Annotated in this window: 29 protein-coding genes; 15 read left to right on the top strand and 14 right to left on the bottom strand. The window is 69.2% G+C overall.

All coding sequences use genetic code 11. The features are described 5' to 3' along the window. Positions 1-5 precede the first annotated feature (5 nt). From J2X55_RS05365 to J2X55_RS05350, 4 genes are all read left to right on the top strand, one after another. The gene (locus J2X55_RS05365; protein WP_309822228.1) at positions 6-1,331 is read left to right on the top strand and encodes a UDP-glucose/GDP-mannose dehydrogenase family protein; all 1,326 of its coding nucleotides are present in this window, start codon (positions 6-8) and stop codon (positions 1,329-1,331) included. 185 nt (positions 1,332-1,516) lie between these two features. Further along, positions 1,517-1,741, top strand: coding sequence for a hypothetical protein (locus J2X55_RS05360; RefSeq protein ID WP_115915884.1), 225 nt, complete (start codon positions 1,517-1,519; stop codon positions 1,739-1,741). A gap of 47 nt (positions 1,742-1,788) precedes the next feature. After that, positions 1,789-3,792 (top strand): AarF/UbiB family protein, encoded by a 2,004-nt coding sequence (locus tag J2X55_RS05355; RefSeq protein ID WP_309823013.1) that lies wholly within the window; start codon positions 1,789-1,791, stop codon positions 3,790-3,792. Between the two features lie 41 nt (positions 3,793-3,833). Then, positions 3,834-4,268 carry a VanZ family protein gene (locus tag J2X55_RS05350; protein ID WP_309822225.1) on the top strand — a complete coding sequence of 145 codons (435 nt, stop codon included), beginning with the start codon at positions 3,834-3,836 and terminating at the stop codon, positions 4,266-4,268. A 24-nt stretch (positions 4,269-4,292) separates the two neighbouring features. On the opposite strand, the gene J2X55_RS05345 is transcribed toward J2X55_RS05350, so the two are convergent. Further along, complete coding sequence (locus J2X55_RS05345; protein ID WP_115917345.1) at positions 4,293-4,568, bottom strand: helix-turn-helix domain-containing protein; 276 nt, start codon at positions 4,566-4,568, stop codon at positions 4,293-4,295. A gap of 378 nt (positions 4,569-4,946) precedes the next feature. Here J2X55_RS05345 and J2X55_RS05340 point away from each other — a divergent pair, with 378 nt between their 5' ends. After that, a complete protein-coding gene (locus J2X55_RS05340) occupies positions 4,947-7,418 on the top strand; it encodes a LuxR C-terminal-related transcriptional regulator (RefSeq protein ID WP_309822221.1) in 2,472 nt (823 codons plus the stop codon). Here the strand turns inward: J2X55_RS05340 and J2X55_RS05335 are convergent. From J2X55_RS05335 to J2X55_RS05325, 3 genes are all read right to left on the bottom strand, one after another. Next, positions 7,393-7,608, bottom strand: a complete 216-nt coding sequence (locus J2X55_RS05335) for a hypothetical protein (protein WP_309822219.1) — start codon at positions 7,606-7,608, stop codon at positions 7,393-7,395. The genes J2X55_RS05340 and J2X55_RS05335 overlap by 26 nt on opposite strands. Positions 7,609-7,626: 18 nt before the next feature. After that, a complete protein-coding gene (locus J2X55_RS05330; RefSeq protein WP_309822217.1) occupies positions 7,627-8,313 on the bottom strand; it encodes a DUF998 domain-containing protein in 687 nt (228 codons plus the stop codon). A 326-nt stretch (positions 8,314-8,639) separates the two neighbouring features. Then, the gene (locus J2X55_RS05325) at positions 8,640-8,984 is read right to left on the bottom strand and encodes a hypothetical protein (RefSeq protein WP_309822215.1); all 345 of its coding nucleotides are present in this window, start codon (positions 8,982-8,984) and stop codon (positions 8,640-8,642) included. Positions 8,985-9,127: 143 nt separating this feature from the next. Here J2X55_RS05325 and J2X55_RS05320 point away from each other — a divergent pair, with 143 nt between their 5' ends. Next, complete coding sequence (locus J2X55_RS05320) at positions 9,128-9,355, top strand: hypothetical protein (RefSeq protein ID WP_309822212.1); 228 nt, start codon at positions 9,128-9,130, stop codon at positions 9,353-9,355. Between the two features lie 370 nt (positions 9,356-9,725). On the opposite strand, the gene J2X55_RS05315 is transcribed toward J2X55_RS05320, so the two are convergent. Continuing rightward, complete coding sequence (locus J2X55_RS05315; RefSeq protein WP_115915892.1) at positions 9,726-10,103, bottom strand: hypothetical protein; 378 nt, start codon at positions 10,101-10,103, stop codon at positions 9,726-9,728. Positions 10,104-10,183: 80 nt separating this feature from the next. Between J2X55_RS05315 and J2X55_RS05310 the strand changes: the two genes are divergently transcribed. Continuing rightward, complete coding sequence (locus tag J2X55_RS05310; RefSeq protein ID WP_115915893.1) at positions 10,184-10,774, top strand: MarR family transcriptional regulator; 591 nt, start codon at positions 10,184-10,186, stop codon at positions 10,772-10,774. Positions 10,775-10,883: 109 nt separating this feature from the next. On the opposite strand, the gene J2X55_RS05305 is transcribed toward J2X55_RS05310, so the two are convergent. Next, on the bottom strand, positions 10,884-11,588 hold the full coding sequence (locus tag J2X55_RS05305; protein WP_309822210.1) for an alpha/beta hydrolase: 705 nt from the start codon (positions 11,586-11,588) through the stop codon (positions 10,884-10,886). Positions 11,589-11,699: 111 nt separating this feature from the next. Here J2X55_RS05305 and J2X55_RS05300 point away from each other — a divergent pair, with 111 nt between their 5' ends. Continuing rightward, a complete protein-coding gene (locus J2X55_RS05300) occupies positions 11,700-11,942 on the top strand; it encodes a hypothetical protein (RefSeq protein WP_115915894.1) in 243 nt (80 codons plus the stop codon). A 211-nt stretch (positions 11,943-12,153) separates the two neighbouring features. On the opposite strand, the gene J2X55_RS05295 is transcribed toward J2X55_RS05300, so the two are convergent. Both J2X55_RS05295 and J2X55_RS05290 read right to left on the bottom strand, forming a co-directional pair. Further along, positions 12,154-12,339, bottom strand: a complete 186-nt coding sequence (locus J2X55_RS05295; RefSeq protein ID WP_309822207.1) for a hypothetical protein — start codon at positions 12,337-12,339, stop codon at positions 12,154-12,156. A gap of 90 nt (positions 12,340-12,429) precedes the next feature. Next, a complete protein-coding gene (locus J2X55_RS05290; protein ID WP_309822205.1) occupies positions 12,430-15,039 on the bottom strand; it encodes an MMPL family transporter in 2,610 nt (869 codons plus the stop codon). 120 nt (positions 15,040-15,159) lie between these two features. Here J2X55_RS05290 and J2X55_RS05285 point away from each other — a divergent pair, with 120 nt between their 5' ends. The 3 genes from J2X55_RS05285 (at position 15,160) to J2X55_RS05275 (ending at position 18,068) form a co-directional block, all read left to right on the top strand. Beyond that, on the top strand, positions 15,160-15,729 hold the full coding sequence (locus J2X55_RS05285) for a TetR/AcrR family transcriptional regulator (RefSeq protein WP_309822203.1): 570 nt from the start codon (positions 15,160-15,162) through the stop codon (positions 15,727-15,729). Between the two features lie 236 nt (positions 15,730-15,965). Then, on the top strand, positions 15,966-16,988 hold the full coding sequence (locus J2X55_RS05280; RefSeq protein WP_309822201.1) for a TerC family protein: 1,023 nt from the start codon (positions 15,966-15,968) through the stop codon (positions 16,986-16,988). A gap of 114 nt (positions 16,989-17,102) precedes the next feature. Next, complete coding sequence (locus tag J2X55_RS05275; protein WP_309822199.1) at positions 17,103-18,068, top strand: LLM class F420-dependent oxidoreductase; 966 nt, start codon at positions 17,103-17,105, stop codon at positions 18,066-18,068. 33 nt (positions 18,069-18,101) lie between these two features. On the opposite strand, the gene J2X55_RS05270 is transcribed toward J2X55_RS05275, so the two are convergent. The 5 genes from J2X55_RS05270 to J2X55_RS05250 form a co-directional block, all read right to left on the bottom strand. Next, positions 18,102-18,995: a helix-turn-helix transcriptional regulator gene (locus J2X55_RS05270; protein WP_309822197.1), complete on the bottom strand. Its 894-nt coding sequence runs from the start codon at positions 18,993-18,995 to the stop codon at positions 18,102-18,104. Between the two features lie 261 nt (positions 18,996-19,256). Next, positions 19,257-19,748, bottom strand: a complete 492-nt coding sequence (locus J2X55_RS05265; protein WP_309822195.1) for an FBP domain-containing protein — start codon at positions 19,746-19,748, stop codon at positions 19,257-19,259. A 262-nt stretch (positions 19,749-20,010) separates the two neighbouring features. Continuing rightward, on the bottom strand, positions 20,011-20,388 hold the full coding sequence (locus J2X55_RS05260) for a PPOX class F420-dependent oxidoreductase (protein ID WP_309822193.1): 378 nt from the start codon (positions 20,386-20,388) through the stop codon (positions 20,011-20,013). Continuing rightward, the gene (locus tag J2X55_RS05255; protein WP_115915902.1) at positions 20,382-20,924 is read right to left on the bottom strand and encodes a 2'-5' RNA ligase family protein; all 543 of its coding nucleotides are present in this window, start codon (positions 20,922-20,924) and stop codon (positions 20,382-20,384) included. Before J2X55_RS05255 ends, J2X55_RS05260 begins: the two co-directional genes overlap by 7 nt. 7 nt (positions 20,925-20,931) lie before the next feature. Next, positions 20,932-21,309: a hypothetical protein gene (locus tag J2X55_RS05250; RefSeq protein WP_309822190.1), complete on the bottom strand. Its 378-nt coding sequence runs from the start codon at positions 21,307-21,309 to the stop codon at positions 20,932-20,934. 170 nt (positions 21,310-21,479) lie between these two features. Between J2X55_RS05250 and J2X55_RS05245 the strand changes: the two genes are divergently transcribed. Both J2X55_RS05245 and J2X55_RS05240 read left to right on the top strand, forming a co-directional pair. Continuing rightward, positions 21,480-21,773, top strand: a complete 294-nt coding sequence (locus J2X55_RS05245; protein WP_115915904.1) for a hypothetical protein — start codon at positions 21,480-21,482, stop codon at positions 21,771-21,773. Positions 21,774-22,026: 253 nt separating this feature from the next. Continuing rightward, positions 22,027-22,482, top strand: a complete 456-nt coding sequence (locus J2X55_RS05240; protein ID WP_115915905.1) for a MarR family transcriptional regulator — start codon at positions 22,027-22,029, stop codon at positions 22,480-22,482. 6 nt (positions 22,483-22,488) lie between these two features. Here J2X55_RS05240 and J2X55_RS05235 read toward each other — a convergent pair whose 3' ends face one another. Continuing rightward, positions 22,489-22,809 carry an ATP-dependent DNA ligase gene (locus tag J2X55_RS05235; RefSeq protein ID WP_115915906.1) on the bottom strand — a complete coding sequence of 107 codons (321 nt, stop codon included), beginning with the start codon at positions 22,807-22,809 and terminating at the stop codon, positions 22,489-22,491. Positions 22,810-22,884: 75 nt separating this feature from the next. On the opposite strand from J2X55_RS05235, the gene J2X55_RS05230 reads away from it, so the two are divergent. Together J2X55_RS05230 and J2X55_RS05225 are read left to right on the top strand one after the other, a co-directional pair. Beyond that, entirely contained in the window at positions 22,885-23,910 is a 1,026-nt protein-coding gene (locus J2X55_RS05230; RefSeq protein ID WP_309822186.1) for a glycoside hydrolase family 6 protein, read from the top strand. Positions 23,911-24,030: 120 nt separating this feature from the next. After that, positions 24,031-24,978 (top strand): response regulator transcription factor, encoded by a 948-nt coding sequence (locus J2X55_RS05225; RefSeq protein WP_181906355.1) that lies wholly within the window; start codon positions 24,031-24,033, stop codon positions 24,976-24,978. Positions 24,979-25,015 lie beyond the last annotated feature (37 nt).

Below are 25,015 nucleotides of genomic sequence, written 5' to 3'. Positions count from 1 at the left end.
TGATCGTGCGTCTGTCTGTTGTGGGTTGCGGATATCTGGGAGCCGTTCACGCGGCGGCGATGGCCTCGATCGGGCACGAGGTGGTGGGGATCGACGTCGACGAGCGCAAGATCGCGGCCCTGTCGAAGGGGGAGGCGCCTTTCTTCGAGCCCGGCCTTCAAGAGATCCTGACCGAGGGCATCGCCTCGGGCCGGCTGACCTTCTCGACCGAGATGTCCGCCGCACGCGGAGCCGCCGTGCACTTCATCGGCGTCGGCACGCCGCAGCAGGCGGGCGGATACGCCGCGGACCTGACGTACGTCGACGCGGCCGTCGACGGCCTGCTGCCGTTCCTCAGCCCGGGCGACGTCGTCGCGGGGAAGTCGACCGTCCCGGTCGGCACCGCCGCGCGCCTCGCGCCCCGCGTGGCCGAGCACGGAGCGACCCTCGTCTGGAACCCGGAGTTCCTTCGCGAGGGCTGGGCGGTGAAGGACACGATCGACCCCGATCGTCTGGTGGCCGGCGTCCCCTCCGACGACGGCGCTCCGACGGACGACGGCGAACGCACGGCCCGCATCCTCCGAGAGGTCTACTACCCGTCGGTTGCCAAGGGCACGCCCTTCATCATCACCGACTACGCGACGGCCGAGCTCGTCAAGGTCGCCGCCAACGCCTTCCTCGCCACGAAGATCAGCTTCATCAACGCGATGGCCGAGATCGCCGAGGTGACCGGCGCCGATGTGACGACGCTCGCCGATGCCATCGGGCACGACGCCCGTATCGGGCGGCGGTTCCTCGGCGCCGGCATCGGCTTCGGCGGCGGGTGCCTCCCCAAAGACATCCGAGCGTTCTCGGCTCGCGCCGAGGAGCTCGGACGGGGCGAGTCGGTCGCCTTCCTTCGAGAGGTGGATGCCATCAACCTCCGCCGTCGTGACCGGGCTGTCGAGCTGTCCATCAGCGCGCTGGGAGGCAGCGTCTACGAGAAGAAGATCGCCGTGCTCGGTGCGGCGTTCAAGCCGCACAGCGACGACGTCCGCGACTCCCCCGCCCTCGACGTCGCCGTTCGTCTGCACGGCCTCGGCGCGCTGGTCACCCTCACCGATCCTGCGGCGATCGCGAACGCGCGCCGACTGCACCCGCAGCTCACGTACGACGACGACCTCGATTCCGCTCTTCGCGACGCGGACGCGGTGGTCGTCGTGACCGAATGGGACGAGTACCGTCGCGAGCTCAGCCCCGAGCACGCTGCCGAGCTGGTCCGCGGGCGCATCGTGATCGACGGCCGCAACTGCCTCGACCCCGTGGCCTGGCGCGCCGCCGGCTGGACTTATCACGGCATGGGACGCCCCTGAGAGACGGCGGGCAGTCCCCTGCACCCTGTCACCGGAACGTTCTGCGGTCCGCGCCGCACGCGATGCGGGGACGTCGGGGATCGCACGTGACGAAACGCTCCCACGACGCGTCTCAGTGATGAGGGATCTCGCTCGCGGCCGTGGGCCGCGGAGCCTCCGGGGTCTCCACCGACAGGGAGGATGCCATGCGCAACAAGCTCATCGTGATCGGGGCCGTCGCTCTGCTCGCCTACGTGATCGGCACCCGTACGCCGCGGGTCCAGATCAAGAATCGCGAATCGGTGGGGCACCAGGTCGTGCGTCTGTGGAACGACCCGCGTGCGCGTAAGCGCCGCCGCAAGGCCGCGCGGAAGGCGGCCGCCGCCGCGGAGAAGCGCGCGAAGAAGACGCTGCGCGGTCTGCGGAAGTAAAGCGGGACGACTCCGAGAAAGCCGCACCCGGCTACGCTGACCACGTGATGGCCAGCATCCTGATCTCGATCACCGCCGTCGTCTCGGCTGTGCTCGTCGGGTTCGTGGCGCGCCGCGTCCTGGGAACCGCCGTCGGCTGGCCACGAAGCATCGTCGTCGGACTGCTCGTCTTCCTCCTCGGGGTTCCCTCGGCAGGGTGGACCCTGCGGCAGACGGGTTTCCCCGACGGCTCGGCATCCATTCCGCCGGAGGACGTGTGGATCTGGGTGGGCGTGATCGCGCTTTCGTTGGCGTGGGTGTTCGCCCTCGGGGTCGCCGCTCTCGTCGCGAGCGAAGCGGTCTTCCCCACCCGTCCGTTGCCCAACCCCATCGACGTGGTCCGCGCCGCGTTGCGCCAGCGCAAACGCACCCGGCGTTACCTGGAGATCCTCGCCATCGCCTCGCGGCATGGCGTCGGTTGGCTCTTCCACGGCGGCCGGGCCCGCGTCGAGGAGCAGCTCAGCACCTCCGAGGAGCGCGCCCGCGCCATCGTCGCGACGCTGAACGACGCCGGGGTGAGCTTCGTCAAGCTCGGCCAGGTGCTCTCCACGCGCCGCGACCTCGTACCGGAGCCGTACCTGAGCGCCCTCGCGTCCCTGCAGACGAACGCGACGACCCTGCCCTGGGACACCGTTCGCTCGGTCATCGAGGGCGATCTCGGGCGACCCATCGAGGCCGTGTTCACCGAGGTCGATCCCCTGCCCCTCGCCGCCGCCTCCGTCGCGCAGGTGCACCGAGCCCGGCTGCTCGACGGCACGGCCGTCGTCGTCAAGGTGCAGCGACCCGCAGCCCGGGCGCAGGTGGAGGCGGATGCCGACATCATCGGCCGTCTCGCGCAGCGAGCCGAGGCGCGCACCCGCGTGGGCCGCGACCTCCGTATCGAATCGGTCGCCCGCGGGTTCACCGCCACCCTGCTGGAAGAGCTCGACTACCGCATCGAGGCGCGGAACACGCAGATGATCGCATCGACACTCGAGCTGATCGATCACGCCGAGCCCGATCGACGCGGCCTCGTCACCGTTCCGGATGTCTTCGCCGAGGCCTCCGGTCAGCGTGTGCTCACGATGGGGCTCATCGAGGGGGCGGCCCTGAGCGACTCGGCTGCCCGCATCCGTCGGCTCGATCCGGCCCAGCGCGACCGCCTGGCCGAGACGCTCATGGCGACGGTACTCGAGCAGATCCTCGTGCACGGCGTCTTCCACGCCGACCTCCACCCGGGCAATGTCCTGCTCAAGAGCGACGGCACCCTCGGCCTCATCGACTTCGGCGCCGTCGGCATCATCGAGCGGAGTCGGCGTCAGCACATGACAGCCTTCCTTCTCGCCGCTCTCAGCGAGAACGATGTCGCCGCCACCGATGCCCTCCTGCTGATCGTGGACGCACCCGACGACGTCGACCTCGAGGCCTTCCGACACGACGTCGGCGTCGTCCTGACCACGGAGCATCTGCGCACGAGCGGTCACGGCTCGATCTTCACGCGAATGGTCGATGTGATCCGCCAGCATCACATCGCACTGCCGGGAGAGTTGGCCTCGGCTTTCCGCAGCTTCGCGACCCTCGAAGGCTGCCTGCGGGTCATCGTGGACGACTTCGACATGGTCGGACGAGCGCTTCCCCTCATGCCGACGCTGCTGCGTCGGACGGTGTCGGTCACGCGCCTGGCCACCGATGTGCAAGCCCAGGCGGTCATCGCCCTCGCCCGCCTCGAACAGATCCCACGCCGTCTCGACGCCCTGCTCACCGGCGTCGAGAAGGGGTCCATCGGGATCACCCTCCGTAGCGCCGACGGAGATGACGTCAGCGGGATCCTCGGCCGGGCGACGGGTGAGATCGCCTCGACCCTCGTCTCGATCGCCGCGGTGGTGATCGCCGTCGTCCTGGTGATCGCGGGTGGAGGCCCCGTCCTCGGGGGCTCCATCACGCTGTTCGCGGTACTCGGCGCCGTGGTCGGGCTCTTCGGCTTCCTCGGCCTGCTCCGCATCGTGCGCAGGACGTTCGGTCGCCGCAGCTGAGGTGGTTCACCGTGTGGCGCGCGGCGTGTTTACAGTGGTCCGTGCCCGCCGCCCGCCCGAGTGTCCGTCGCCGATACGTCGCGACCACCGTGGCGGCGGTCTACCTCGCCGCTCTGGGTGTCATCCTGCTCTGGCCCGACCATCCCGACCGTGATGCAGGCGCGGCCTACGCCGCCCTCTACCGGCTCTTTCCGGGGGCGACCCCGGTGACGATGGACTTCGGGCTCAACATCATCCTCTTCGTGCCGTTCGGCATCGTCCTCGGAGTGCTCCTCACAGGGCACCCATGGCGCCTGATCGGGGTGGCCGCGGTCGTCCCGCTCGCCATCGAGGTCGTCCAGGGCGTCTTCCTGCCCGGCCGCACGAGCAGCGCCCTCGATGTCGTCGCCAATACGCTGGGTGGTCTCATCGGGGCGCTCTCCATCGCTCTGAGCCGACGCCTTCTCGCGCACCGGCGCGCCCGGACCCGCCGGTAGATCCGCGCACCTCCGACCCCGCCGTCATCGACCGGGAGGAAGACCCTTCGGAGGGGTGGGGATGAGGTCGCGAAGCGGGATCCCGAGCACGTCCGAGAGCGCGACGAGGGTCCGCAGGCGCGGGTTCGCGGCGGTCCCGGGATTGGACTCGCCTTTCTCGAGCTTCCGGTAGGTGAAGGTCGCCAAGCCCGCCGCGTGGGCGACCTGCTCCTGGGACATCCGCTTCTCGGCGCGGGCGCGAAACATGCGCGCACCCAACTCGCGGGCGAACTCTGTCCAGGGGTCGGGCGCGTCGTTCATGAGAACAGCTTGATCGGAGGTCAACGGCGGGATGAACATGCACACATGCTCATCCCGGCGAGCGTCCTGGCGCCCCTCCTCTTCGGATGCAGACGTCAAGGAGTCCCCGACGACGCCTCTCGCCTTTCACCGGATGACCCGGATCTCGGAAGCGGCTCGCCCCGCACGGTGCCCTCCGAGGCCGATCCGGAGAAGACGAGTCATCTCGAGAGGGTGATGCGGAAAGGGTGAGAGCAGGGTGATGCGAGGGGTGAAAGAGGCCGTCTCCGCCTTCGCGGACCGCACATCACCCGCAGGATCATCACGACGGGGCGTCGTTTCGCCACGTCGGCCGCTCCCCGCCCGAACCGGTGACGGCCCTTCCCTCCTGGAGGTCTGATGTTGATCGATGTGGATACCGCTCCCGCCGGCGGACGAACCGCCCGTCGCACGAGTCGGTTCTGGGCTCCGCGCCCGGAAGCCCTGCACCGGCTCGAAGCGGCGCTGGACAGTGACGTCGTCGTGCTCCGCGGGCCGGCCGGCGTCGGCAAGACATCCCTCCTGCGCCAGTTCGCCACCGTGCTCGAATCGGACTCCGAGCGCGGCGTTCAGTTCATCGACGGCGCCCTCACCCCGCCGGAGACCCTGCCCCGGATCGTCGAGGCGTTCGCGGACGGCCCCCGCTCCCACATCCTGCTGATCGACGATTACGTCGAGGGACGCGGCATCTCGGCCGATCATGTGCTTCGCCTCCTGCGTGCGGACGGCGATCTCCGCGTCGTCGTCGCCACCCGCCAGCCGACCGGCCTCGAGAGCCCTCTGATCGCCCTGGAGTTCGACATCCAGATGGTCCCCGCGTGCGACGTGCTCATGACCCGCGAAGAGGTGGCGTCGGTTCTGACGGTGAACGGGGTCGACTCGACCGCGATCGCCGTCGACGAACTGGCAGCGCTCACTCACGGGTGGCCCGCTCTCGTTCAGCTGGCGTGCGCACGTCTCCGTCTCGAGAGCCTCCCCCTTCGAACGCGCGACGAGGCCGCCGCGGCGGCGTCCTTCGCGGGCACCGCGTTCCTCCGCGACATGGAGGAGCGTTTCCCCCTCCCGGTGACCGATGACGTCCGGCTCCTCGCCGTCGCCCCGTACGTCACCGAGTCCCTCGCGGACGCGATCGGCGTCGGCTCGACGACAGGTGCGACACGAGATCTCCTCGACCAGCTCCAGAGCGCGGGCTTCGTCTGGCCCAGCACCACACGGATGACGTTGGCCGAGCCGGTTCGGGAGCGTTGGCTCGCCGACATCACCGCTCGGCAGCCGGCGCTCGTCTCGGCGGCCCGGCTCCGGCTGCTCGAGCATCTCGTCTCGCGCGGCGAACCCCTCCTCGCGGCGCAGCTCGCGGCGGACGCACAGCAGTGGACGACCCTGGCCAGCGTCCTGAGGACGTCGGGGCCGGAGATCTGGGCCCGGAACACCGACGGCTTCAGACGCTCGCTCGAACAGCTCCGGTCGAGCGCTTCGGCGTCGCCGGTGGTCGTCGAAGCCCTGCTCGCTCTCGACCCCGACACCGCGACATCGCCGGACACGCCGGCGCTCGTCGCGTCCGCCCTGAGTCGTCTCCCCGATGCGAAGAGCAGCGCCGAGGCCGGCGTCGAGGTCCTCATCATCCGCGTGAGCCTCCTCCGAGCCGCAGGACGGTTCGCCCTCGCCTCCGAAGCGTCGGGAATGCTCGCCGAGGCCCTGCGCCGCGCGACAGACGTCGATGCCGAAACGGCGGCCGAGGGGTGGTACCAGGTCGCGATGACCTTCCTCGCGATGGGCCGGCTTCGCGATGCGAGCGTGGCCATGTCGCTGTCCGCGCGGACGGCACCGTCTGCTTCCCAGGTGCGCGCCAGGGGAGCCCTGGCCGTCATCGCCCTCCTCGAGGGCGACGTCCGCACGGCTCGCGCCATCGTGGAGGCCAGCTGCTCGGAGAACTGGGAGGCGTCGCCGTGGGGAGAGGGCCTTCGGCTGGCGTCCGCGTGGGTCCTGCTCGAAGCCGGCGAAGCGGCGGACGCTCGCGCGCAACTCGACGATCTGCCGGCCACTGCCGGAGCTCGGGAGTTGTGGCCCTTCGCCGCCGCGGTGCACATCTCGTCGCTTCTGCTCTCGGGAGCCGCATCGGATGCACTGGGCCTCCTCCGCACCTGGAAGGCACGGACCCGCAGCACGCCGCTGTCGCACTATCAGTCGACGCAACTCCTGATGACGCAGGCGAAGGTGCTCATCGCGCTGCGGCAGGCTCGAGAAGCTCTCACGTTGCTCGACGGCCCGCACACGCTGTCGCCCGTCACCGCTCCCGCGGTCGCCCTCTCCCAGTTGTATGCCGGGAGGGCACACGACGCCTTCGTCTTGAGCGTCAAGTGGGGCCTGCACCACGAACCGTCCCCCCGCGCGGCACTCGAGAGCCTGGTGGTGAGCGTCGTGGCGGACGTGCGATTGAACGGGACCGCCTCGCACCGCGCCGCTGTTCAACGCGCCGAAGCGCTGAGCATCCGGCACGACCTGTGGAGTCCGTGGAGTGCCGTGGCGCCGGAGGATCGCGCGCTCGTCGTGAAGGCCCTGTCTCCGTCCTCGCGCGAGCAGATCGAGGCGAGAGCGTCGTTCTTCGTCTCGTCGGTGAGTGTTCCTCGCCTCACCAAACGAGAGCTGGTGGTGTTGAGCGAACTCACTCCCACGTCGACGATCGCCGACATCGCCCGCGCACTCGTCGTCTCGCCGAACACGGTCAAGACGCAGTTGCAGAGCCTTTATCGGAAGCTCGAGGTGTCGGACCGGTCCAGCGCCATCCGCGCAGCACACGCGTGGGGACTCATCGAGAGCGACCCGGACGCGTGACGGAGCGGTTGCGCTGACGACGGCGCGACCTCCCGATCATCAGACGCGCGACACCGAGAAGTCCGACGACCACCAGGATGCCGGGGAGCGTCAGCGGCACGCCCGCTCCCCGCAGGACCGCGATGATGATCGCGAGAGCGACCACCGGCGCGAGCCACCCGAGAATGCGAAGCAGCCGTCGAAAGGTCACGGCAGTAACGCTAACGCTTCATACGGCGGGCGGGTCCCGGCGGGTCAGCCGTTCGTCAGCGGCGACCTGCAGGCCGAAGACCCCGAACCACGCGATGGCCAGGGTGGCCGCCGTGAACTCGAGATTGCCTCCGAGCGCGGTGTCGCCGCGGAACAGAGCGATCAGCGCACCGGTCGATGACGTGAGACCGACGGCGATGAGCGTCAGGACGGACGCCGCGCGCATCCAAGGACGACGACGAAGGGCGGCGACCTGTCCCATCGCGACGATCGCCAGGAAGAACCCGAGGACCGCGAAGCAGATGTGGATCAGGTCCTGAGGGAGAGCACCCTCTGTGAAGGGGATGGGGCACCCGGGTGAACACGTGACGACGGAGGCCACACCGAAACACAGACCGCATACGAGAAGCGTCGTGGCGACGGGCCACCCGACGACGTATCCCCCACCTCGAGACACGAGCGACCGGTCGACGAGGACGGCGGCTATCGCGAGCAGGAGCAGGGCCGTGTTGAACAGGGGCGCGGTCGGCATGGAGGTGGCCCCGAGCTGGCTGACGTACTGGACGCTCGGCTCCCAGAGCCGGCAGATCCAGATGAGCGCGGCGCTGAGAAAAGCCGCGAGGCCCCCGGCCGTCGCCAAGCGGGCCACGGGTGAGGTGCGCGCCTGGGCTGCCCGGGTGAGGGGCCGTTCGACGGTCTCGGTCATCGGCTCCTCCTGCAGCGGGCTCGGCCACACTATCGTCTCGACCCAGCGCAGCCCCCATCGGAGGTGATCTGTGCGCCGTCGCAGGGTGATATTCGACGGTTCAGACCGCTAGTGGCCGGCTATGAGGGGGATGCTGTTCTTCGCGGGTAGAGAACCGCGCCGCCTGCGAGCCGGGGGGCCGCACCGCCGGACGCTGGTTCTCTGCCCGCGCCTCAGCTCATCGTCGAGTGTCGGGAAGTTGGCCGCGGGGGCAGACCCCGCGGACGAGAGCCGGTTCGTAGTCCGCGGGACCGCGCGCCGTCGCGCACGTCGGGGCTCCGCCGAACTCAGTCGCCCCGACGCCGGCGGCGGCCGCGCGAAAGGACGAAGATCGCCCCGACGACCACCACGGCTGCCGCGATGAGGGGGATCAAGACGAAGGCGAAGCGCCCTGCCTCTGCTTCGGGGGCGGGCTGCTCTTGCGTCGCGTGGGAAGCGCGCGGGTCGGACGAGCTGGTGGAGACGAGACCGTCTCCCGACGCGGGGCGTGCCGCGCTCTTCTCGCCCGATGTCACGACGCCGGTCTCGTATACCGCCGGGGATGGGACAGCGGCACCCGCCGGTATCGCGGGAGCGAGGAACAGCAGGGTCAGCGCGGCAGTGGCCGGCATTGCGGTGGAGAGATAACGCACGGAAGGTCCCTTCGTCGAACCGTCACCATATTCAGCAGCGGTCCGACCCGAGCAGTGGTGGACGCATCGACGTTCAGCAGCTATGACCGCGGCGGGCCCGACTCGCTTAGGCTGTCGGCAGGTCTGCGTACGGAAGGGGTGCGATGAGCTCGCGATCACCACGACCGATCGGCGTCGCACTCTGCCTGGCCGCAGTGGCGGTGCTGGCCGCTCCGACGCTTCTGCTCCCGGCGGACTCCCCGACCGAGCCCAAGCTGGTCTTCGCGGCCGCAGGCGCGGTCATCTTCGTGCTCGCCGTCCGACGGATTCGACGCGAGCCGGCTGCCCAGGCTCCTCCCGGGCGTCAGGACGAAGACGTCACCGATCGTTGAGAGCGGCGATTTCTTCGGGGCTGAGGATCGAGATGGGTTCCGTGGGCACGTCCCACGTCGGAGGGGTCGTCATGACTGCTTTCTTAGAACTTCAAAGGCGTGAGCCGTGAGCTGAGGGCCCGAAGAAGACGAGCCCCAGGACGGGTGACCGGCCCGCGCCGAGCGGGGGCGGACTCGCCTAGCGCCGAGCGGGCCGTGCCCGCATCGCCGAACGTTCCGACGTAGCGGGAGTCGCGGTCGAAGACGACGAAGGTCCCGGGCGAGCGACGATCCACGTACCCGGCGAACTCCCCATTCCGAGTGGCCACGGAGAGGTCGTTGTCGAGGCGCGACCACTCGATCGAGGCGGCGGGCGGTGGAACGGACGGCATTACGCCGCGCGAACGAGAGAGCGAGTCGAGGTCGACGCGGGCGCCGTGGCGCGTGCCGGGACCGTCTTCGCCGCGGGCTCGTCGAGGGCGATGTCGAGGCTGAGGCCGCGCGAGGAGTTGGCGTCGTTGGCCATGCGCTTCAGCAGGTTCTGGTCGAGCGCCTCGGGCTGCTCGGAGTCGAAGACGAAACGCAGGGGGATCGACGGCTGGAGCCAGATGGTCGAACGACCGGTGGGCTCGTCTTCGCCGTGCACCCACGAGAGGGTGAAGCTCTCACCCCGGCGAAGCTTGGTCGCAACGACGACCTTGACGTGCGCCAGCATGCGGTCGTCGATTCGGATCGGCTCGGTCGTCGTGCCGTAGTAGAGCTTCGCCATGATGTACCCCTTTGCTCGTTGCTCGCGTCTCAACTTACTAGGTAGACTAGCGAATAGGCAAGCGAGATATTAGGAGACCGATGTCGACTGAGAACACGGCACCTCCGTCGTATTGGTACAGCGACAGCACCGACGACGAACGCGGAGCGCGCATCATGGAGGCGATGCGGGCGTACCGCGCAGCCGAGATGACCATGCGCCGGCGCACGCAGAGTTCGATGGCGATGGGCGAGAACGAACTGCTCGTCCTTCGGTTTCTCACCCGTGCCGTCGGCGACGGTCGCGATATCACCCCTGTCGATCTCGCGCGCCACCTCGGGGTCTCCACGGCATCTATGACCGCTCTCCTCGACAGGCTGGAGCGATCCGGGCACCTCGAGCGCCGCCCGCACCCCTCGGACCGACGAAAGATCCTCGTCGCGGCCACCGCGCACGCCGATGAAGAGATGCGCGAGACTCTCGCGTCGATGCACGCTCGCATGATGCAGGCGACTCGCGGGATGACGGAGAGCGAGACCGCCGCGGTCACCGCGTTCCTCCAGCGCATGCGCTGCGCCGTCGCCGACGTGTGCGAGGCGGCGGGCCGCCCCTGTTGCGCGCTGATGAGTCCGCACGCGGGTGCTCCCGGCATCCGCCCCGCCGACGACGTCGCGTCGCCGAGCGCCGCGTGAGGCCACCCCGTCCCCTCTGAGCTTCGTCACGAACGCGGCAGGGCGGGCACCGCGCGCGGCACGGCGCGACCCGACGAGATGGCGCGGGCGGGACCGCGGAGCCCGACGATCACTCGGCGACGCGGATCACCTCGGCGATCACGCGCGGGTCCGCCAGAACGCGGAAGTGCCCTCCGCTGGCGAGGACGACGTTCCGGGCTCCGGCGAGCTCGCTGCCCTCGGGAATGTGCGGGTCGAACGGGCCGAACACCGACACGATGCGCGTATTTACCTCGGCCGACGCGGCGAGCGCCTTCATCGTCGCGTCGCCCGACGCGAAGGCGCGCAAGGACGGCGTCGGCATGAGCCGGCTGTATCGCGACCCTCCGAACGGGGTGGCGACCGCGACCATCGCGCGCACGCGCGTTCCGGCTGAGCTGAAGGCCATCACGTGCTTGCCGATGAGGCCGCCCTTGCTGTGCGCAACGAGCACCACATCGTCCAGACCTCGAGACACGAGCAGGGCGGCGACCCGTTCGGCGGATTCGGCGATCGGCCGGCGGTTGCCTCCGAGCTCCGCCACGACGTGCACGGGGTGGCCTCGACCGTGCAGAGCCCGAGCGAGCGGCTCGAGGAAGCGCCACGTCTCGTAGATTCCCGGGAGCAGCACGATCGGCGTGCCGTCCCCCTCGGCGAGCGAGTCCGGGGCGTCCCGGCCGCTGAGGGCTCGCGCCTGGGCGTGCACCGCGTACGCATAGTCGCGTGCCCACCACGCCGCATCGCGCAGACCGGTGCGGATCTTCTGCAGCACGGTGGTCACGGCATCCCTCGGCATTCCTCCATGGTGTCGCGCCGAGGCCCTGGCCGGAGGCGGGTTGCCGCGCACATCGACCCGTGCGATGCAACCCCGGGATCGGCGGATCGTCGCCGACCGTACCGTGTCGGCATGGACATCTCAGACATCCGCTGGAACGAGCCCGCCCGCCAGAAGATCCTCGACGACGCCGACGCCGTCCTGCGCGAGGCCGTCGTCGCGATCGCCCGTGACAGCGACGGGATCTCGTCGGACGAGGCCTTCGCACAGATCAACGCACGGATCAAAGACCGATTCATCGACTATGAGCCCGGTCCGGACATCCGCACGTACGCCGATGCGATCGCCGCGGGCGAGGTTCCCACGGACTCCTGAGAACACGAGCGGAAGGCGGCCCCGGGAGAATTCGCGGGGCCGCCTTCGCGTTGGCTGAACGAGCGCTCGACGGCGGGAACCCGGGGCGTAGTCTGCCGGTGTCCGGCCCCGGCATCGCCGGCCAGGATGACGCCGCTCTGGGCGCCACGACGACTCCCGCCCGTCGAGCCCGTCCCCCATACGGGGCTCCGGGCGGGGGTCGTCGTCCGCGTCAGCGGTCCTCGCCGTAGCCGCGGATGCTGCGGATGTCGTCTTTCAGCTCCTGCTGCGCGGGGTCCTCGTGCACGGCGTCGTCGGCGGCGCGCTGCTGCTGCGCACCCTCCTTCTTCTCCTCCACGCCGGCGTCGGTGGCGCCGTCCATGACGGGGGCGTCCTGGGTCTCTTCGCGGTCGGTCATCGTCTTCCTCCTCGGAAACGGTCGTTCCCGGCATCCTGCGGCCTCGATGTCGGCACCGGCCGGGGCTTGCGCTCCCCCGGCCGCGAATGCTCAGGCGCCGTGGTGTCCGGGGTGACGACGCTCGAGTGCCGAACCCTCGACGTCGACGTTCGGCACGATGCGGTCGAGCCACTTCGGCAGCCACCAGGCTGCACCGCCCAGGACGTGCATGATGGCGGGCATCAGCAGCATGCGCACGATGAACGCGTCGAAGAGCACACCGAGGCCGAGCCCCAGACCGAACGACTTGATGATGACGGCCTCGGACGTGATGAAGCCCGAGAACACCGAGATCATGATGACCGCCGCCGCGATCACCACGGTCCGGCCCGCGCGGAAGCCCTGCGCCACAGCCAGCCTGGGTGCCGCGCCGTGCGCCCACGCCTCGCGCATGCCGGTCGTCAGGAAGAGCTGATAGTCCATCGCCAGACCGAACAGGATGCCGACGAGGATCACCGGCAGGAAGCTCAGGATCGGGCCGGGGTTGTGCACCCCGAACAGACCGCCCAGCCATCCCCACTGGAAGACCGCGGTGACCGCTCCATAGGTCGCGAACAGCGACAGCACGAAGCCGAGGGTCGCGATCAGCGGCACGAGCAGGGAGCGGAAGACCATCACCATGATGAGGAACGACAGACCGACGACGACCACGAGGTAGATCGGCAGGACGTCCGCCAGTCCCTCGGAGATGTCGATGTTGATGGCCGCCGCGCCCGCGACGCCGAGGGCGATGTCGCCGTCGACCGGTGGCAGCGACCGCAGGTCTCGTACGAGTCGGTCGGTCGAGACCGCGTTGGGGCCCTCCGCGGGGATGACCTGGAAGGCGGCGAGCGAGCGGTCCTCGGACACCGCGACGGGAGCCACGGCCACCACGTCATCCTGCGAGAACAGTTCGCGAGCGACGTCGAGCTGCAGCCCCTGCACGTCGCTCTCGGCGGTACCGGCGGGCAGCGCGGCGGTCACGAGGAGCGGGGCGTTGGATCCGGCTCCGAAGGCCTCTTCACTCCAGGTGAAGGCCTTGTAGCCGGTGGAATCCTCGGACTCGCTGCCACCGTCGGGCAGTCCGAGGCGCATCGAGAGGGCGGGGATGGCGATCACGAGCAGCACCACGGTCGCCACCAGCATGGTCACGACCGCGCGCACGGTCGACATCGGGCGCACGGCTCGGCCGGTGGTCGCGACCGGGCCGGTCTCGGCGCGAGCGGCGCGACGCGGATGCTCCTGGGCCTCGACGAGCTCCGTGCGGGCCGCACGGCGCGGGTGCTCGGCGGCGTCCGACGCGGCGGCCGCCCGAGCGCGCGCCTTGCGACTGAGGATGCGCATGCCGGCGAGCCCGAGCAGGGCGGGAGTCAGCGACACGGCGATGAGCACCGCCACGAGGACGCTCACCGCGCCCGCGGTCCCCATCAGACCGAGGAACGGGATGCCGGTGATGTTCAGCGCCAGCAACGCGACGATGACCGTGGACCCGGCGAAGACGACGGCGTTGCCCGCCGTTCCGTTCGCGAGGCCGATCGACTCGCGGACGTCCGCCCCCGACAGAAGCTGCTTGCGGTGGCGGTAGAGGATGAAGAGCGAGTAGTCGATGCCGACGGCCAGACCCAGCATCACCCCGAGGAAGGGGGTGACGGATGCCATCTGGATCACACCCGAGAACGACAGCGTCGCCATGGCACCGATCGCCACGCCGACGATCGCGGTGGCGATCGGGAACGATGCCGCCAGGAGCGATCCCAGCACCACGACGAGGACGATTCCGGCGATGGCGACGCCCACGACCTCGCCCACCCCGAAGATCTCGGGCACGCCCTGCGAGATCTCGGTGTTGAATGCCACATCGACGCCGTCGACCGGGTCGGCGGTGAAGTGCTCGACGACGCCTTCCTTCGACGCTTCCGTCAGCTCGAGCCGGGGCTTGTCGAACGAGACGTTGACGATCGCCGTCGAGCCGTCCGCCGACACCAGACGGATGGCATCCGCGAAGCCGAGCAGCTCGGCGCCGTCGTCGAGCTGCGTCTGCTGGGCGTCGATCTGGGCGAGTCCCTCCGTCAGCTGGGTCTGCTGCTGCTCGAGAGCGGTGCGTTGCTGGTCCATCTGCTGCTGCTGAGCATCGAGGGCGGAGAGCTGCGTCTGCTTCTGGGCCGAGGGCAGCGGCGCGGCTTCGATCCGCGCCTTCCCCTGGTCCAGCTGCTGCTGTGCAGCCTCGAGCTGAGCCTTCCCGGCGTCGAGCTGCTGCTGACCCGACTCCGCCTGGGCGCGGGCCTCGTCGAGTTGCTGCCGGCCGTTGACGACCTGTTGGCGCTGCCCGTCGAGCTGCTGTTGCGCGGCGAACGGGTCGGTGACACGAGCCACGTCGGGCAGGTCGGCCGCCGTGGCCACCCGGGCCGAGATCTGCGTCTTCTGGGCGTCGGTGAGAGCCGAGCCGTCGTCGGTGCGGAACACCACCGCTCCGGATGCTCCGGCGAAGTCGGGGAGCTCACCCTGCAGTTCGGAGATCACCTCCCCGGATGCCGTTCCCGGGATGTCGAAGCTCGAGCTGAGTCCCTTGAAGCCGATCAGGAAACCGCCCACGACGATTCCGAGGATCACCGCCCACGCGACGATCACCGTCCACGCGCGGCGGGCCGCGAACGTTCCAAGGCGGTGCAGCAGTTCAGCCATACGGGGTGGTCCTCTCGTGCGGTGCGCGCGAGGGAGCACCGTCGGCTCCGACAAGTCCGGCCAAAGATAACACGCACCGTCTCGTCTCGTTATCGGTCGGGATCGTCCAGAATGTGTGTCATGACCCTTCCGCGCAGTGGACCCGTCCGCAGCGAAGCGGCGCGCCTGGCGATCCTCGACGCGGCGGTCGCGCTTTTTGCCGAGGGCGGTTACGACCACCTCACGATCGAGGGAATCGCCCGGCGAGCGGGTGTGGGCAAACAGACCATCTACCGGTGGTGGACGAGCAAGGGTGACGTCATCGCCGAGGCCATCCTCGAGGGGCGCCTCCTCGGTGGTCAGCGGGAGCTCCCCGACACGGGCGACCCCCGGACCGACCTCGCCATCTGGCTGACGGACCTCTTCACCCTGCGAGCGAGTCCCGACGGAGAGGGACTGCTGCGTTCCCTCGTGGCGGCAGCGGCGGGCAGCGCCGAGACCGGGCGACGACTCCGGGCCGAGATCCTCGCCGCCCCGCTCGTCGAACGCCTTTCTCGAGCCATGGGCGACGTGACGGGCCCGCGGCTGGATGCGGCAGCCGACGCCCTCCTCGGGGCCGTGATCCTGCGGGCGCTGAGCCGCGAGGAGTTCGACGGCGACGACATGCTCACTCTCGTGGACGCGATCGTGGGCGGCACTCCCCCACGCTGACGGGCGGCCCGCGCCACGGCATCCGGTCGCTCTCGGCTATCGCAGCGCCGCGGACGATGTCCAGACCGGGTGACCCGCCGGATGCCGTAGAATTACTCTCAGCAAGGGGAGTACTCCCATCGCGACGTTCCCGTCAATACGGATCACGCCATCGTGAGCCCGGGACGTCGGCCCATATCACCGGGTGGAGGAGACCTTGGTGTCTTGTCGTACACCTATTTCCCTTGGAGGTCGCCATGGGCGTCACCCCGTTGATCTGGATCATCACGATCGCGATCACCGTCGCGTTCTTCGTGTTCGAGTTCTTCGCCCACGTTCGGAAGCCCCACGAACCGTCGATCGCCGAATCCGCTCGTTGGTCGGCGTTCTACATCGGACTGGCTCTGCTGTTCGGCGTCGGAATCGGCGTGTTCTCCGGCTGGACCTACGGCGGTGAGTACTTCGCCGGGTACCTGACCGAGAAGGCCCTGTCGATCGACAACCTCTTCGTGTTCCTGATCATCATGACCGGGTTCGCGGTGCCCAAGATCTACCAGCAGAAGGTGCTGATGATCGGTATCGTCATCGCCCTGATCATGCGAGGCGCCTTCATCGCGGTGGGTGCGGCGCTGATCGAGAACTTCTCGTGGATCTTCTACATCTTCGGCGCGCTGCTGCTCTTCCTCGCCTACCGCCAGGCGTTCTCGCACGGAGAAAGCGACCCCGCCAACGGGAAGTTCATGACCTTCGTGCGACGCGTGCTCCCCGTCTCCGAGGAGTACAACGACGACAAGCTGACCGTCCGGAAGAACGGGAAGCGCTTCGTCACTCCGATGCTGCTGGTCATCATCGCGATCGGATTCATCGACCTCGTCTTCGCCGTCGACTCCATCCCGGCCATCTACGGCCTGACGAATGAGGCGTACATCGTCTTCACCGCGAACGCCTTCGCTCTCATGGGCCTGCGTCAGCTGTACTTCCTCATCGGCGGTCTGCTGGAGCGCCTCGTCTACCTCGCGCAGGGTCTCGCCGTCATCCTGGCGTTCATCGGCGTGAAACTCGTCTTCCACGCCCTCCACGTCAACGAGCTGCCTTTCATCAACGGAGGCGAGCCGCTGCTGTGGGTTCCCGAGATCCCCATCTGGTTCTCTTTGCTGTTCATCGCGGCGACGGTGGCGGTGGCGACGTTCCTCAGCCTCCGCAAGACACGCAACGACGACAAGAAGAAGGAACGCGAGACCTTCGACGGAGAGAAGATCATCCACGCTCCGGAGGACTGACCTCCGCGAAGGGCCCCCGGCGACCACCCGGGGGCCCTTCGTCGTTCCTGCCGCATCCCCGCGATCAGCGCAACCCCGGCAGTCCTCGGATCGCGCCGCCCTACCGTGGCCGACATGACGCGATTCGGCTACACCCTCATGACCGAGCAGAGCGGCCCCAAAGCCCTCGTCGACTACGCCGTGGGCGCCGAGCGCGCCGGCTACGACTTCCTCGTCTCGAGCGACCACTACTCACCGTGGCTGACCAGCCAGGGCCACGCGCCCTACGCGTGGACGGTGCTCGGGGCGGTCGCACAGGCCACCACCGATGTCGAACTGATGACCTACGTCACGTGCCCGACGGTCCGCTACCACCCCGCCGTCGTCGCGCAGAAGGCGGCGACCCTGCAACTCCTGTCCGACGGCCGCTTCACGCTCGGCCTGGGCTCGGGCGAGAACCTGAACGAGCACGTGGTGGGCGAAGGATGGCCGGCCGTCCACGCGCGCCAGGACATGCTCGTCGAGGCGATCGAGATCATCCGCGCCCTGCACACCGGAGACCTCGTCACCTACGACGGCGAATACTTCCGCGTCGACTCGGCGCGCGTGTGGGACGTCCCCGAGGGCGGCGTCCCAGTTGGCGTCGCCGTCTCCGGCGCGCACTCGATCGAACGTTTCGCCCCTCTCGGCGACCATCTGATCACCACCGAGCCCGACGGCGACCTCATCCAGGGCTGGGATGAGCACCACGAGGGCGAGTCGCGAAAGATCGGTCAGATCCCCATCAGCTGGGACCCCGACAAGAATGCCGCGATCGCACGTGCCCACGACCAGTTCCGCTGGTTCGCCGGTGGCTGGTCGGTCAATGCGGACCTGCCCACCCCGGCAGGGTTCGCCGGCGCATCGCAGTTCGTCCGGCCGGAGGACGTCGCCGAATCCATCGCGTGCGGCCCCGACCTCGACGAACTCGCCGAGAGCGTGCGGCCCTTCATCGACGCCGGTTTCACCGACGTTGCCATCGTCCAGGTGGGCGACGCGCAACAGCAACGGTTCGTCGACGAGGTGGCTGCACCCTTGCTCGAGAAGCTCCGCGCCCTCTGACGGTTCGGGGTGCGCCGTGAGCGCACCCCGACCTCACCGGCGTCCGACGTAACCCGCCTCGGCGACCCATCGCTCGAGTTTCCACACGGGGAGGCGGAAGATCCGGGCGACCGTGACGGCCGAGTACCCGGCCTCCGCGACGGCGGCCACCGCGAATGCTCGAAGCGAGCCGAACTCGCGTCCCGCGAGGACCCCCTCGCGCAGGTCAGAGAACGTGCGCGGTTCCCGCGGCGCGGCTGTCGTGGTGGTGGCGAGAACGTATCGGGAGCTGCCTTCCCCACCATCCGTCGACGCGGAGCCCCGAATCCCGGCAGCGGCGGATGACGAGGACGCCCGCCGACCGCCGTACGACGGAGTTCTGGCGGTAGCGGAGTCTTCCGCGGTCCCCGGCACCGTCGGCGGCGAGGCCGCCCAGACCGTCTCCGTCGGCTGGCTGGATCTCGACTCGGGTGCGACCGGCTCCGACTGACGGATGGGCTCCGGCATGTTCGGACCGGCCTTCGCCGTCGTCCACGCGGCGGCGGGGAGTTCCCCTCCCCACACCACCTCGCTCGGAACCACGTAGGGACTCGACGCGGGTGTCGCGGGAGCGGCGGTCATCCACGGCGCCGGCGGAAGCTCCCCACCCCACGTGACTTCGCTCGGCACGACATGGACGCTCGACGGGTCACGGTGGGTCTCTCCGGACGCATGCTCGCTGAAGAGCTCCGAAAGCGGGATACCAAAGGCCTCCGCGAGCGCAACGAGGGTCGCGAGCGATGCCGTCGTACGCCCCGATTCGATCGCTCGCACCCGGGACTCCGAGATTCCCGCCTCGAACGACAGGGCGAGCACCGTGAGGTCCCGCTCTCTCCGCAGCTCGCGGACCCGGTCCGCGAGCGTGTTGAGAAGGGCGTCGAGGCGGTCATCGACGGCCACGGAGGTCACCACTGCTCCTCGCAACGATCCGACGGGCCGCGGAACCCGCGACGGACCGGGAGCGCACCCGACATCGCGACGGGATACCGGCGGCAGCCCAGAGGACATGCCCCCGCCGCGCCGAGCCATTCTGCCGACACCGTTCTCCCCCTCCGACGCGCATGCGTCGACTCGTGTCCGGGGGAGACACTGAACACTATCGCGTCCCGTGCTCGTCCCGCAGGGAGAAATGCCGCAGGGTAGGTGTGCTCGACGTCGCCGGTGCGGCGCTCACGCACCGTCGCGCAGGTCGCGGAAGAACGTGTCGACGTGCGTGCGCAGCGACTCGACACGGCGATCGCGGGCCGCGGATGCATCGTGACCGAGATAGGCGGGCGGATCCAGACGTCGCGCGTTGCGGGAGCACTCGAACCGCGCGCACAGCAGCGTGCCGACGGTGTTCCCGGCACGTCCGGCTTTGCCCGCTCGACGCGCGGAGAAGAAGACGACGCCATTCGGCAGGGTCACGTCGGAGCACCACGAGCACTGCGGGCGCGTGCGCGTGGGCTGCTCCGTCTGCCGGAGTTGCAGACCGACGGGGATGCCGTCGATCTCGGCGACGACGAACCCGAGAAGCGGGGTCTTGGCGTCACGCCATCCGAAGTAGTCGAGACGATCCCACGCCGTGGCGTCGAGGTCGGAGGGGATCACGATCGCGCTGCGTTCGCGCAGTGAGACGTTGACGAAGCTGGAGCGGATGTCGGAAGGGGAAAGAGCGTGCATGGGAGTGGTCCCGTCGAGGAGCTGCGGCGCGCGAAGCGGCGCGGCGACGAACGCGCGAGGAGATCGCGCGGCGGTGAGCCCGTCAAGAGAAGGAAGGGCGAGGGGGCGCTCGCGCGGTGAAGCGGGGCGCCCGCGCCGGTCATCCGGCGAAGAAGGCGGCGTGCACGGCGCCTGTGCCGTCGGCGCTCCACGCGCCGACGACCCCCTCACGCCCGGAGGGCATCGACCAGATGGCGGGGGACATGAGCCCAGGATACGCCGATCAGCCGCGGAAAGCGGCAGAACCCAGAACCCGCTCGACCGCGATCTCGAGAACGACACGGTCGGGGTTGGGACGCGGCTGGCGATAGCGCGCCGCATACAGCTCGACCGCGTGCGCCACGGCATCCGGATCATCGCTGACCCGCGCCGGGCCCTCGAAGCTGATCCACCGCGCGCCGTCGACCGAGCAGATCGAGGCGCGGCCGTCACGCTCGGCGTTGACGAACTTCTGCGTTCCGCGCGAACCGATCACGCGCACGACACCGTCCTCGTAGGTGAATCCCACCGGCACGGCGTGTACGCGACCGGAACGTCCCACGGTCGACAGTGTCGCGAGGTGGTACTCGCGGAGGAAGGAGAAGGCGTCGTCGGTCAGCACGGGTCCAGCGTGCCACGTCCCAGCAGGTGGGTGACTGTCTTCGTCGCCGCATCCCACCGTCGGATCCCGACCGCTCGCGCTTCGAGGTCTCGTGCACCGGTGTCGCCGAGGACGCCCAGCGCCTCGCCGATCCGATCGAGCGGCACCCGCCTCGCCAACGTCACGTGCGCCGTCCAGGCGCCGGGCACCGTGTGATCCACGTCGGCGCCCGGTCCGGCCAGTTCGTGGACCCGCGCATGCAGAGCCAACAGCGCCGCCGAGGGCACGACCGAGCGCGCGAGGACCCGATGCCGCCCCACACCGAACAGCACGGGCGCCCCGAGCACGAGAGGAAGAGGGAGAGCTCCCTCCAGTGCGGCCACGTCGAACGCCTCCAGCCGCGAGCGGACGAGCACGGTCACGTGGGGGCGGTTGCTCTCTCCCCGGTGCCGCGCCTGGCTCGGCAGGTCCGCGGCGAGCAGAGCGTCCCATTCCGCACGGACGGCGGCATCGGTCTCTTCGTCGAAGACGAGTTCGAGGCTGACGACGTCGCTCATCGGCCGTTCATCGCGTCGACCACCACGCGGCCGCCACGAGCAGGGGCTGGAAGAACAGGCGTCCGAAGCGCTTCTGGTCGGTATCCAGCCCGAATGCGGAACGCCCCTTGCGCCACTGGTCGATGTTGCCGGGGAAGATGGCAACGAAGAAAGCCGCGAGAGCGGCACCGATGCGCCGCCGCTCCTTCGGCAGGACGAGGAGCGAAAGCCCGAAGGCGGCCTCGACGACTCCGGATGCCACGACCACGGCGTCCCTGTCGAGGTGCCCCGACTGCACGAGAACGTCGGGCACCTGCGCCTGGAAGTCGCGACGCGCGAACGTCAGGTGGGAGATACCGGCGAACATCATCGCCAGGGCGAGAGCCCATCGCACGACACTTTTCATGGGCTCACCGTAAGACGTCCCTCCGCCGCGCACGCCCGGCTTGACGCCACCGGCCACGGAGCTCCACCTCGCCAGAACAGATCGCTACGACATACGTCCGGATTGCGCAACCCCAGGCCGCCCACGTCGCCCGTCGATTGACTGTCTGGGAGCCACGAAGGAGGTGCACCGTGACCATGACCGACCCCGCCACCCGCCCGAGCCGGGATCAGGACCTGGATGCCCTCCTCGTCCGCGCCGCGACGGGCGACTGCGACGCCTTCGTCGAGTTCTACGACGCGACCGCCCCGCGGATCTACGCGGTGCTGCTCTCACTGACAGGTATCACGTCGACGACGGATGCCCTGCTCGAGGGGATCTACGTCGAGGCCTGGGAACGCCTGCGCGGTCGAGCTGCTCCCCCGTGCCCGGGTATGGAGTGGATGTCGTCCATCGCCCATCGACACGCCAGCGCGCACCGCTGACGGCGGTGAGGGTCGGCGACCGTCCGCGACGACCGGCGCGACGATCTCCTCCCCGTCGAGGATCGGCCCGCTCGCCGAATCCGCCGAGTTCGCGGTCGTGACGTCGAGCGCCTCGGGCTCCGCGGGACCGGGACGAGCCGCAGGGGGATGAACGGTGGGATCCGTTGTTGGACTCGGGTCGAAATAGGTCGACCAACTGGAATCTCGGCGATCTAACTACAATGCGTACACGGGGGCTAACCCGAGGAGACTGATGACGCTCGAGACCGAAGACGACCACGCCATGACGGCAGCGCGCGCGGTCGAGAGGCTCCGCCTGGCGGAGGCCCGACTCGCTCGTCGACGACAGTCCGACTGCGGCCCCAGCGAGAACGCCCGCGCGGCGATGCGACTCGTCCTCGAGCGCGCGGACGCCGGAGCGACCTTGACGCCGACCGAGATCGCGCAGTCGCTGGGCATCTCCACCGCGTCGGTGACAGGCATGCTCGACCGCTTGCGCGCGGGCGGCCTCATCGATTTCGTCGCCAATCCGTCGGATCGCCGGAGCAAGTTCGTCGTTCCGTTCGATCGCGGCGTCGACCCGGATGCGATCGACCCCGTGACCGCCCGCATCCGCGAGTTCGCGCTGGGGCTTCCCGGCGACACCGCCGACCAGGTCGCCGCTTTCCTCGACCGCGTCCGCGAGGTCGTGGACGCCGAGTGCGAGTGAGCCCGCTCAGGCCGTCGTCGCGGCGACCGATTCGGGGTCGGGCTCGGCCGTGACGCTGAGCCCCTGCGGCGAACTGGCCTCATCCATGAGGTCTTCGATCCACCGGCGGTTCAGTTGCGGGGCACGACTGCCGTAGAAGTGGAAGACGATCGGGATCGACGGCGAGATCCACAGCGTGCGAGTACCGCTGCCGTCACCCATCGGGAAGTGGAACATGAACGACTCGCCGCGGCGAAGCTTGTTCATGAAGACCATTCGGAGGTGGGAAAGCGTCCGATCCTCGATATCGAATGAATGACCCGCGGTGTTGTAAACCAGTTTTCCCACGAAGAAAGTCTACAACCCTTCGCACGACTAACTACCTCGCCCCCCGGGGGTTTCGCCTCGACTAGAGTTCCGAACGTGGCGAGATCACCTCGGCCGAAGCGGCCCCGACGACGGCTCCCCCGCGCGATCCTCGTCGCCGGCGCGATCGTCGCCGTCGTCGCGCTCATCGCCGGGATCGGTGTCGTCGGGAGCCTCGTGAACAACCTCTTCCAGACCCTGTCGGCCAAGCCGCCGGCGGTCGATACCCGCATCGTCGTGCCGGATGAGTCCAAAGCCGCCCAGGCCGCTCGCTCGGGTCAGGGGGATGCCGACGAGGTCGCCGCCGCGAGCTGGCTCGCCACACAGCCCACCACCTACTGGCTCACCCCCGAGATCGATCCGGTCGACGAGGTATGGGATCGCGTCGCGCACCTGGCCGCCGAGGCTCGCGATCAGAAGGCCTCGATCTCCGTCGCGGTCTACGGGCTTCCCGACCGCGACTGCGGGAACCACTCCGCCGGAGGCCTCGACCCCGCGTCCTACACGCAGTGGACGAAACGTATCGGCGATGCCCTGCGCAACGCGTCCGACGTCCAGAAGATCGTGGTGCTCGAACCCGACAGCATCGCCCTGTCCTCCTCCTGCGGGTCCGTCAGCGACCGCGCGGGATACCTGCAGCAAGCTGTCGAGAACCTCCGCGGGACCAACACGTGGATCTACATCGACGGGGGTCACTCCTCCTGGCATCCCGCCGCGGAGATGGCAGGACTCATCCAGGCGATGGGGATCCTCCCCGAGGTGCGCGGCGTCGCCCTGAACGTCTCCAACTACCAGGACACCGCCGCCGAGTTCGCCTACGCGCACGCCCTCTCCGATCTGCTCGGGGGCACCCACGCCGTCATCGACACCTCCCGCAACGGCGCGGGGCCGGCGGGCTCGGAGTGGTGCAACCCCTCCGGCCGCCTCGTCGGGAGTCCGGGCGGCTCGTACGGCGACGGCGTCGTCGACACCAACCTGTGGATCAAACCGGCCGGCGAGAGCGACGGCGAGTGCAACGGCGGTCCCGCAGCGGGAGTGTGGTGGCCCGCCGCCGCGGCGGAATTGACGCGGGAACAGCGCTGACATTCAAGTCGACCGCGTGCGCGCCACGAATGTGCCAAGATTGCGCTCGTCGCTCTGCGACGCCGCGACTCGGGGGAGAACGCGAGCACGGTCCCGTGCGAAGCCGGAAGAGTGGGTGACATGAGCGACAGCACAGAGATGCTGAAGACAGCCGTGATCGTGGAAGACGATCCCGATATCCGCCACCTGCTGGTCGAAGTGCTCGAGTCCGCAGGGTTCTCGACCGTTTCGGTCGGTAACGGGATCGACGGGGTGCGCGCGGTGATCGCCTACCAGCCGCTGATCACGACGCTCGACGTCAACATGCCCGGAATCGACGGCTTCGAAGCCGCCCGCCGGATTCGCCAGCAGAGCGACACCTACATCATCATGCTGACCGGCCTCGAGGAAGAGGCCGACGTGGTTCTCGGTCTCGGCGCCGGTGCCGACGAGTACGTCGTGAAGCCGTTCCGCCCCCGCGAGCTCCGCGCACGCATCGAAGCGCTGCTGCGCCGTCCCCGCGCGGGCGATTCCGCCGCGTCCTCGGCCCCTCGCCAGGACAGCGTGGGACCGTCCTTCCCCGCCGGGCGTCCCGAGACCCCCGCCGCACCGCCCGCCACGAGCGCCCCTGCCCCTGCCGCCGCAGCCGTCATCGTGCCGTCGTCCCAGGGACCCGAGCCTCGCGAGGCGACCACCGGGAGCGAACTCGTCTCGCGCTCTGCGCCCGGCGAACTCACACCGACCGGCGGCAACTGGCTGGCCCACCGCGACCTGCTGCTCGATCCCGACAGCCGTCTCGTCCGCGTCGGCGGTGAGGAACTGGAGCTCACCCGCACGGAGTTCGACCTGCTCGCGACGCTGATGGAATCCAAGCGGCGCGTGCGCAGCAAGGCCGATCTCACCCTGGTCTTGCGAGGTGAGTCGTACGTGACGAGCTACTTCGTCGGAGAAGCCGACAAGCGCGCGATCGAAGCGCACATGACGAACCTGCGTCGCAAGCTGGGCGACAACCCCGCGAACCCGCGGTACATCGAGACGGTGCGCGGAGTCGGCTACCGCCTCACCTCGGAGTTGCTCGCGACTCCCTGACACCCCGCAGACATGACGGATGCCTCGGCCCTCCCCA

The sequence above is a fragment of the Microbacterium sp. 1154 genome (assembly GCF_031455375.1).
Lineage (GTDB): Bacteria > Actinomycetota > Actinomycetes > Actinomycetales > Microbacteriaceae > Microbacterium.
The sequence above is the reverse complement of the archived record's forward strand: the minus strand, read 5'-3'. Positions and strand labels throughout refer to the sequence as shown.

Excerpts from the sequence above, each read along its gene's own strand:
- J2X55_RS05320 (WP_309822212.1), top strand. The coding sequence starts at position 9,128 with ATGAGCTCGCGATCACCACGACCGATCGGCGTCGCACTCTGCCTGGCC.
- J2X55_RS05340 (WP_309822221.1), top strand. The coding sequence starts at position 4,947 with ATGTTGATCGATGTGGATACCGCTCCCGCCGGCGGACGAACCGCCCGT.
- J2X55_RS05360 (WP_115915884.1), top strand. The coding sequence starts at position 1,517 with ATGCGCAACAAGCTCATCGTGATCGGGGCCGTCGCTCTGCTCGCCTAC.
- J2X55_RS05280 (WP_309822201.1), top strand. The coding sequence starts at position 15,966 with ATGGGCGTCACCCCGTTGATCTGGATCATCACGATCGCGATCACCGTC.
- J2X55_RS05255 (WP_115915902.1), bottom strand. The coding sequence starts at position 20,924 with ATGAGCGACGTCGTCAGCCTCGAACTCGTCTTCGACGAAGAGACCGAT.
- J2X55_RS05250 (WP_309822190.1), bottom strand. The coding sequence starts at position 21,309 with ATGAAAAGTGTCGTGCGATGGGCTCTCGCCCTGGCGATGATGTTCGCC.
- J2X55_RS05315 (WP_115915892.1), bottom strand. The coding sequence starts at position 10,103 with ATGGCGAAGCTCTACTACGGCACGACGACCGAGCCGATCCGAATCGAC.
- J2X55_RS05285 (WP_309822203.1), top strand. The coding sequence starts at position 15,160 with ATGACCCTTCCGCGCAGTGGACCCGTCCGCAGCGAAGCGGCGCGCCTG.
- J2X55_RS05310 (WP_115915893.1), top strand. The coding sequence starts at position 10,184 with ATGTCGACTGAGAACACGGCACCTCCGTCGTATTGGTACAGCGACAGC.
- J2X55_RS05225 (WP_181906355.1), top strand. The coding sequence starts at position 24,031 with ATGAGCGACAGCACAGAGATGCTGAAGACAGCCGTGATCGTGGAAGAC.
- J2X55_RS05305 (WP_309822210.1), bottom strand. The coding sequence starts at position 11,588 with ATGCCGAGGGATGCCGTGACCACCGTGCTGCAGAAGATCCGCACCGGT.
- J2X55_RS05345 (WP_115917345.1), bottom strand. The coding sequence starts at position 4,568 with ATGAACGACGCGCCCGACCCCTGGACAGAGTTCGCCCGCGAGTTGGGT.
- J2X55_RS05300 (WP_115915894.1), top strand. The coding sequence starts at position 11,700 with ATGGACATCTCAGACATCCGCTGGAACGAGCCCGCCCGCCAGAAGATC.
- J2X55_RS05295 (WP_309822207.1), bottom strand. The coding sequence starts at position 12,339 with ATGACCGACCGCGAAGAGACCCAGGACGCCCCCGTCATGGACGGCGCC.
- J2X55_RS05265 (WP_309822195.1), bottom strand. The coding sequence starts at position 19,748 with ATGCACGCTCTTTCCCCTTCCGACATCCGCTCCAGCTTCGTCAACGTC.
- J2X55_RS05275 (WP_309822199.1), top strand. The coding sequence starts at position 17,103 with ATGACGCGATTCGGCTACACCCTCATGACCGAGCAGAGCGGCCCCAAA.
- J2X55_RS05355 (WP_309823013.1), top strand. The coding sequence starts at position 1,789 with ATGGCCAGCATCCTGATCTCGATCACCGCCGTCGTCTCGGCTGTGCTC.
- J2X55_RS05290 (WP_309822205.1), bottom strand. The coding sequence starts at position 15,039 with ATGGCTGAACTGCTGCACCGCCTTGGAACGTTCGCGGCCCGCCGCGCG.
- J2X55_RS05330 (WP_309822217.1), bottom strand. The coding sequence starts at position 8,313 with ATGACCGAGACCGTCGAACGGCCCCTCACCCGGGCAGCCCAGGCGCGC.
- J2X55_RS05240 (WP_115915905.1), top strand. The coding sequence starts at position 22,027 with ATGACGCTCGAGACCGAAGACGACCACGCCATGACGGCAGCGCGCGCG.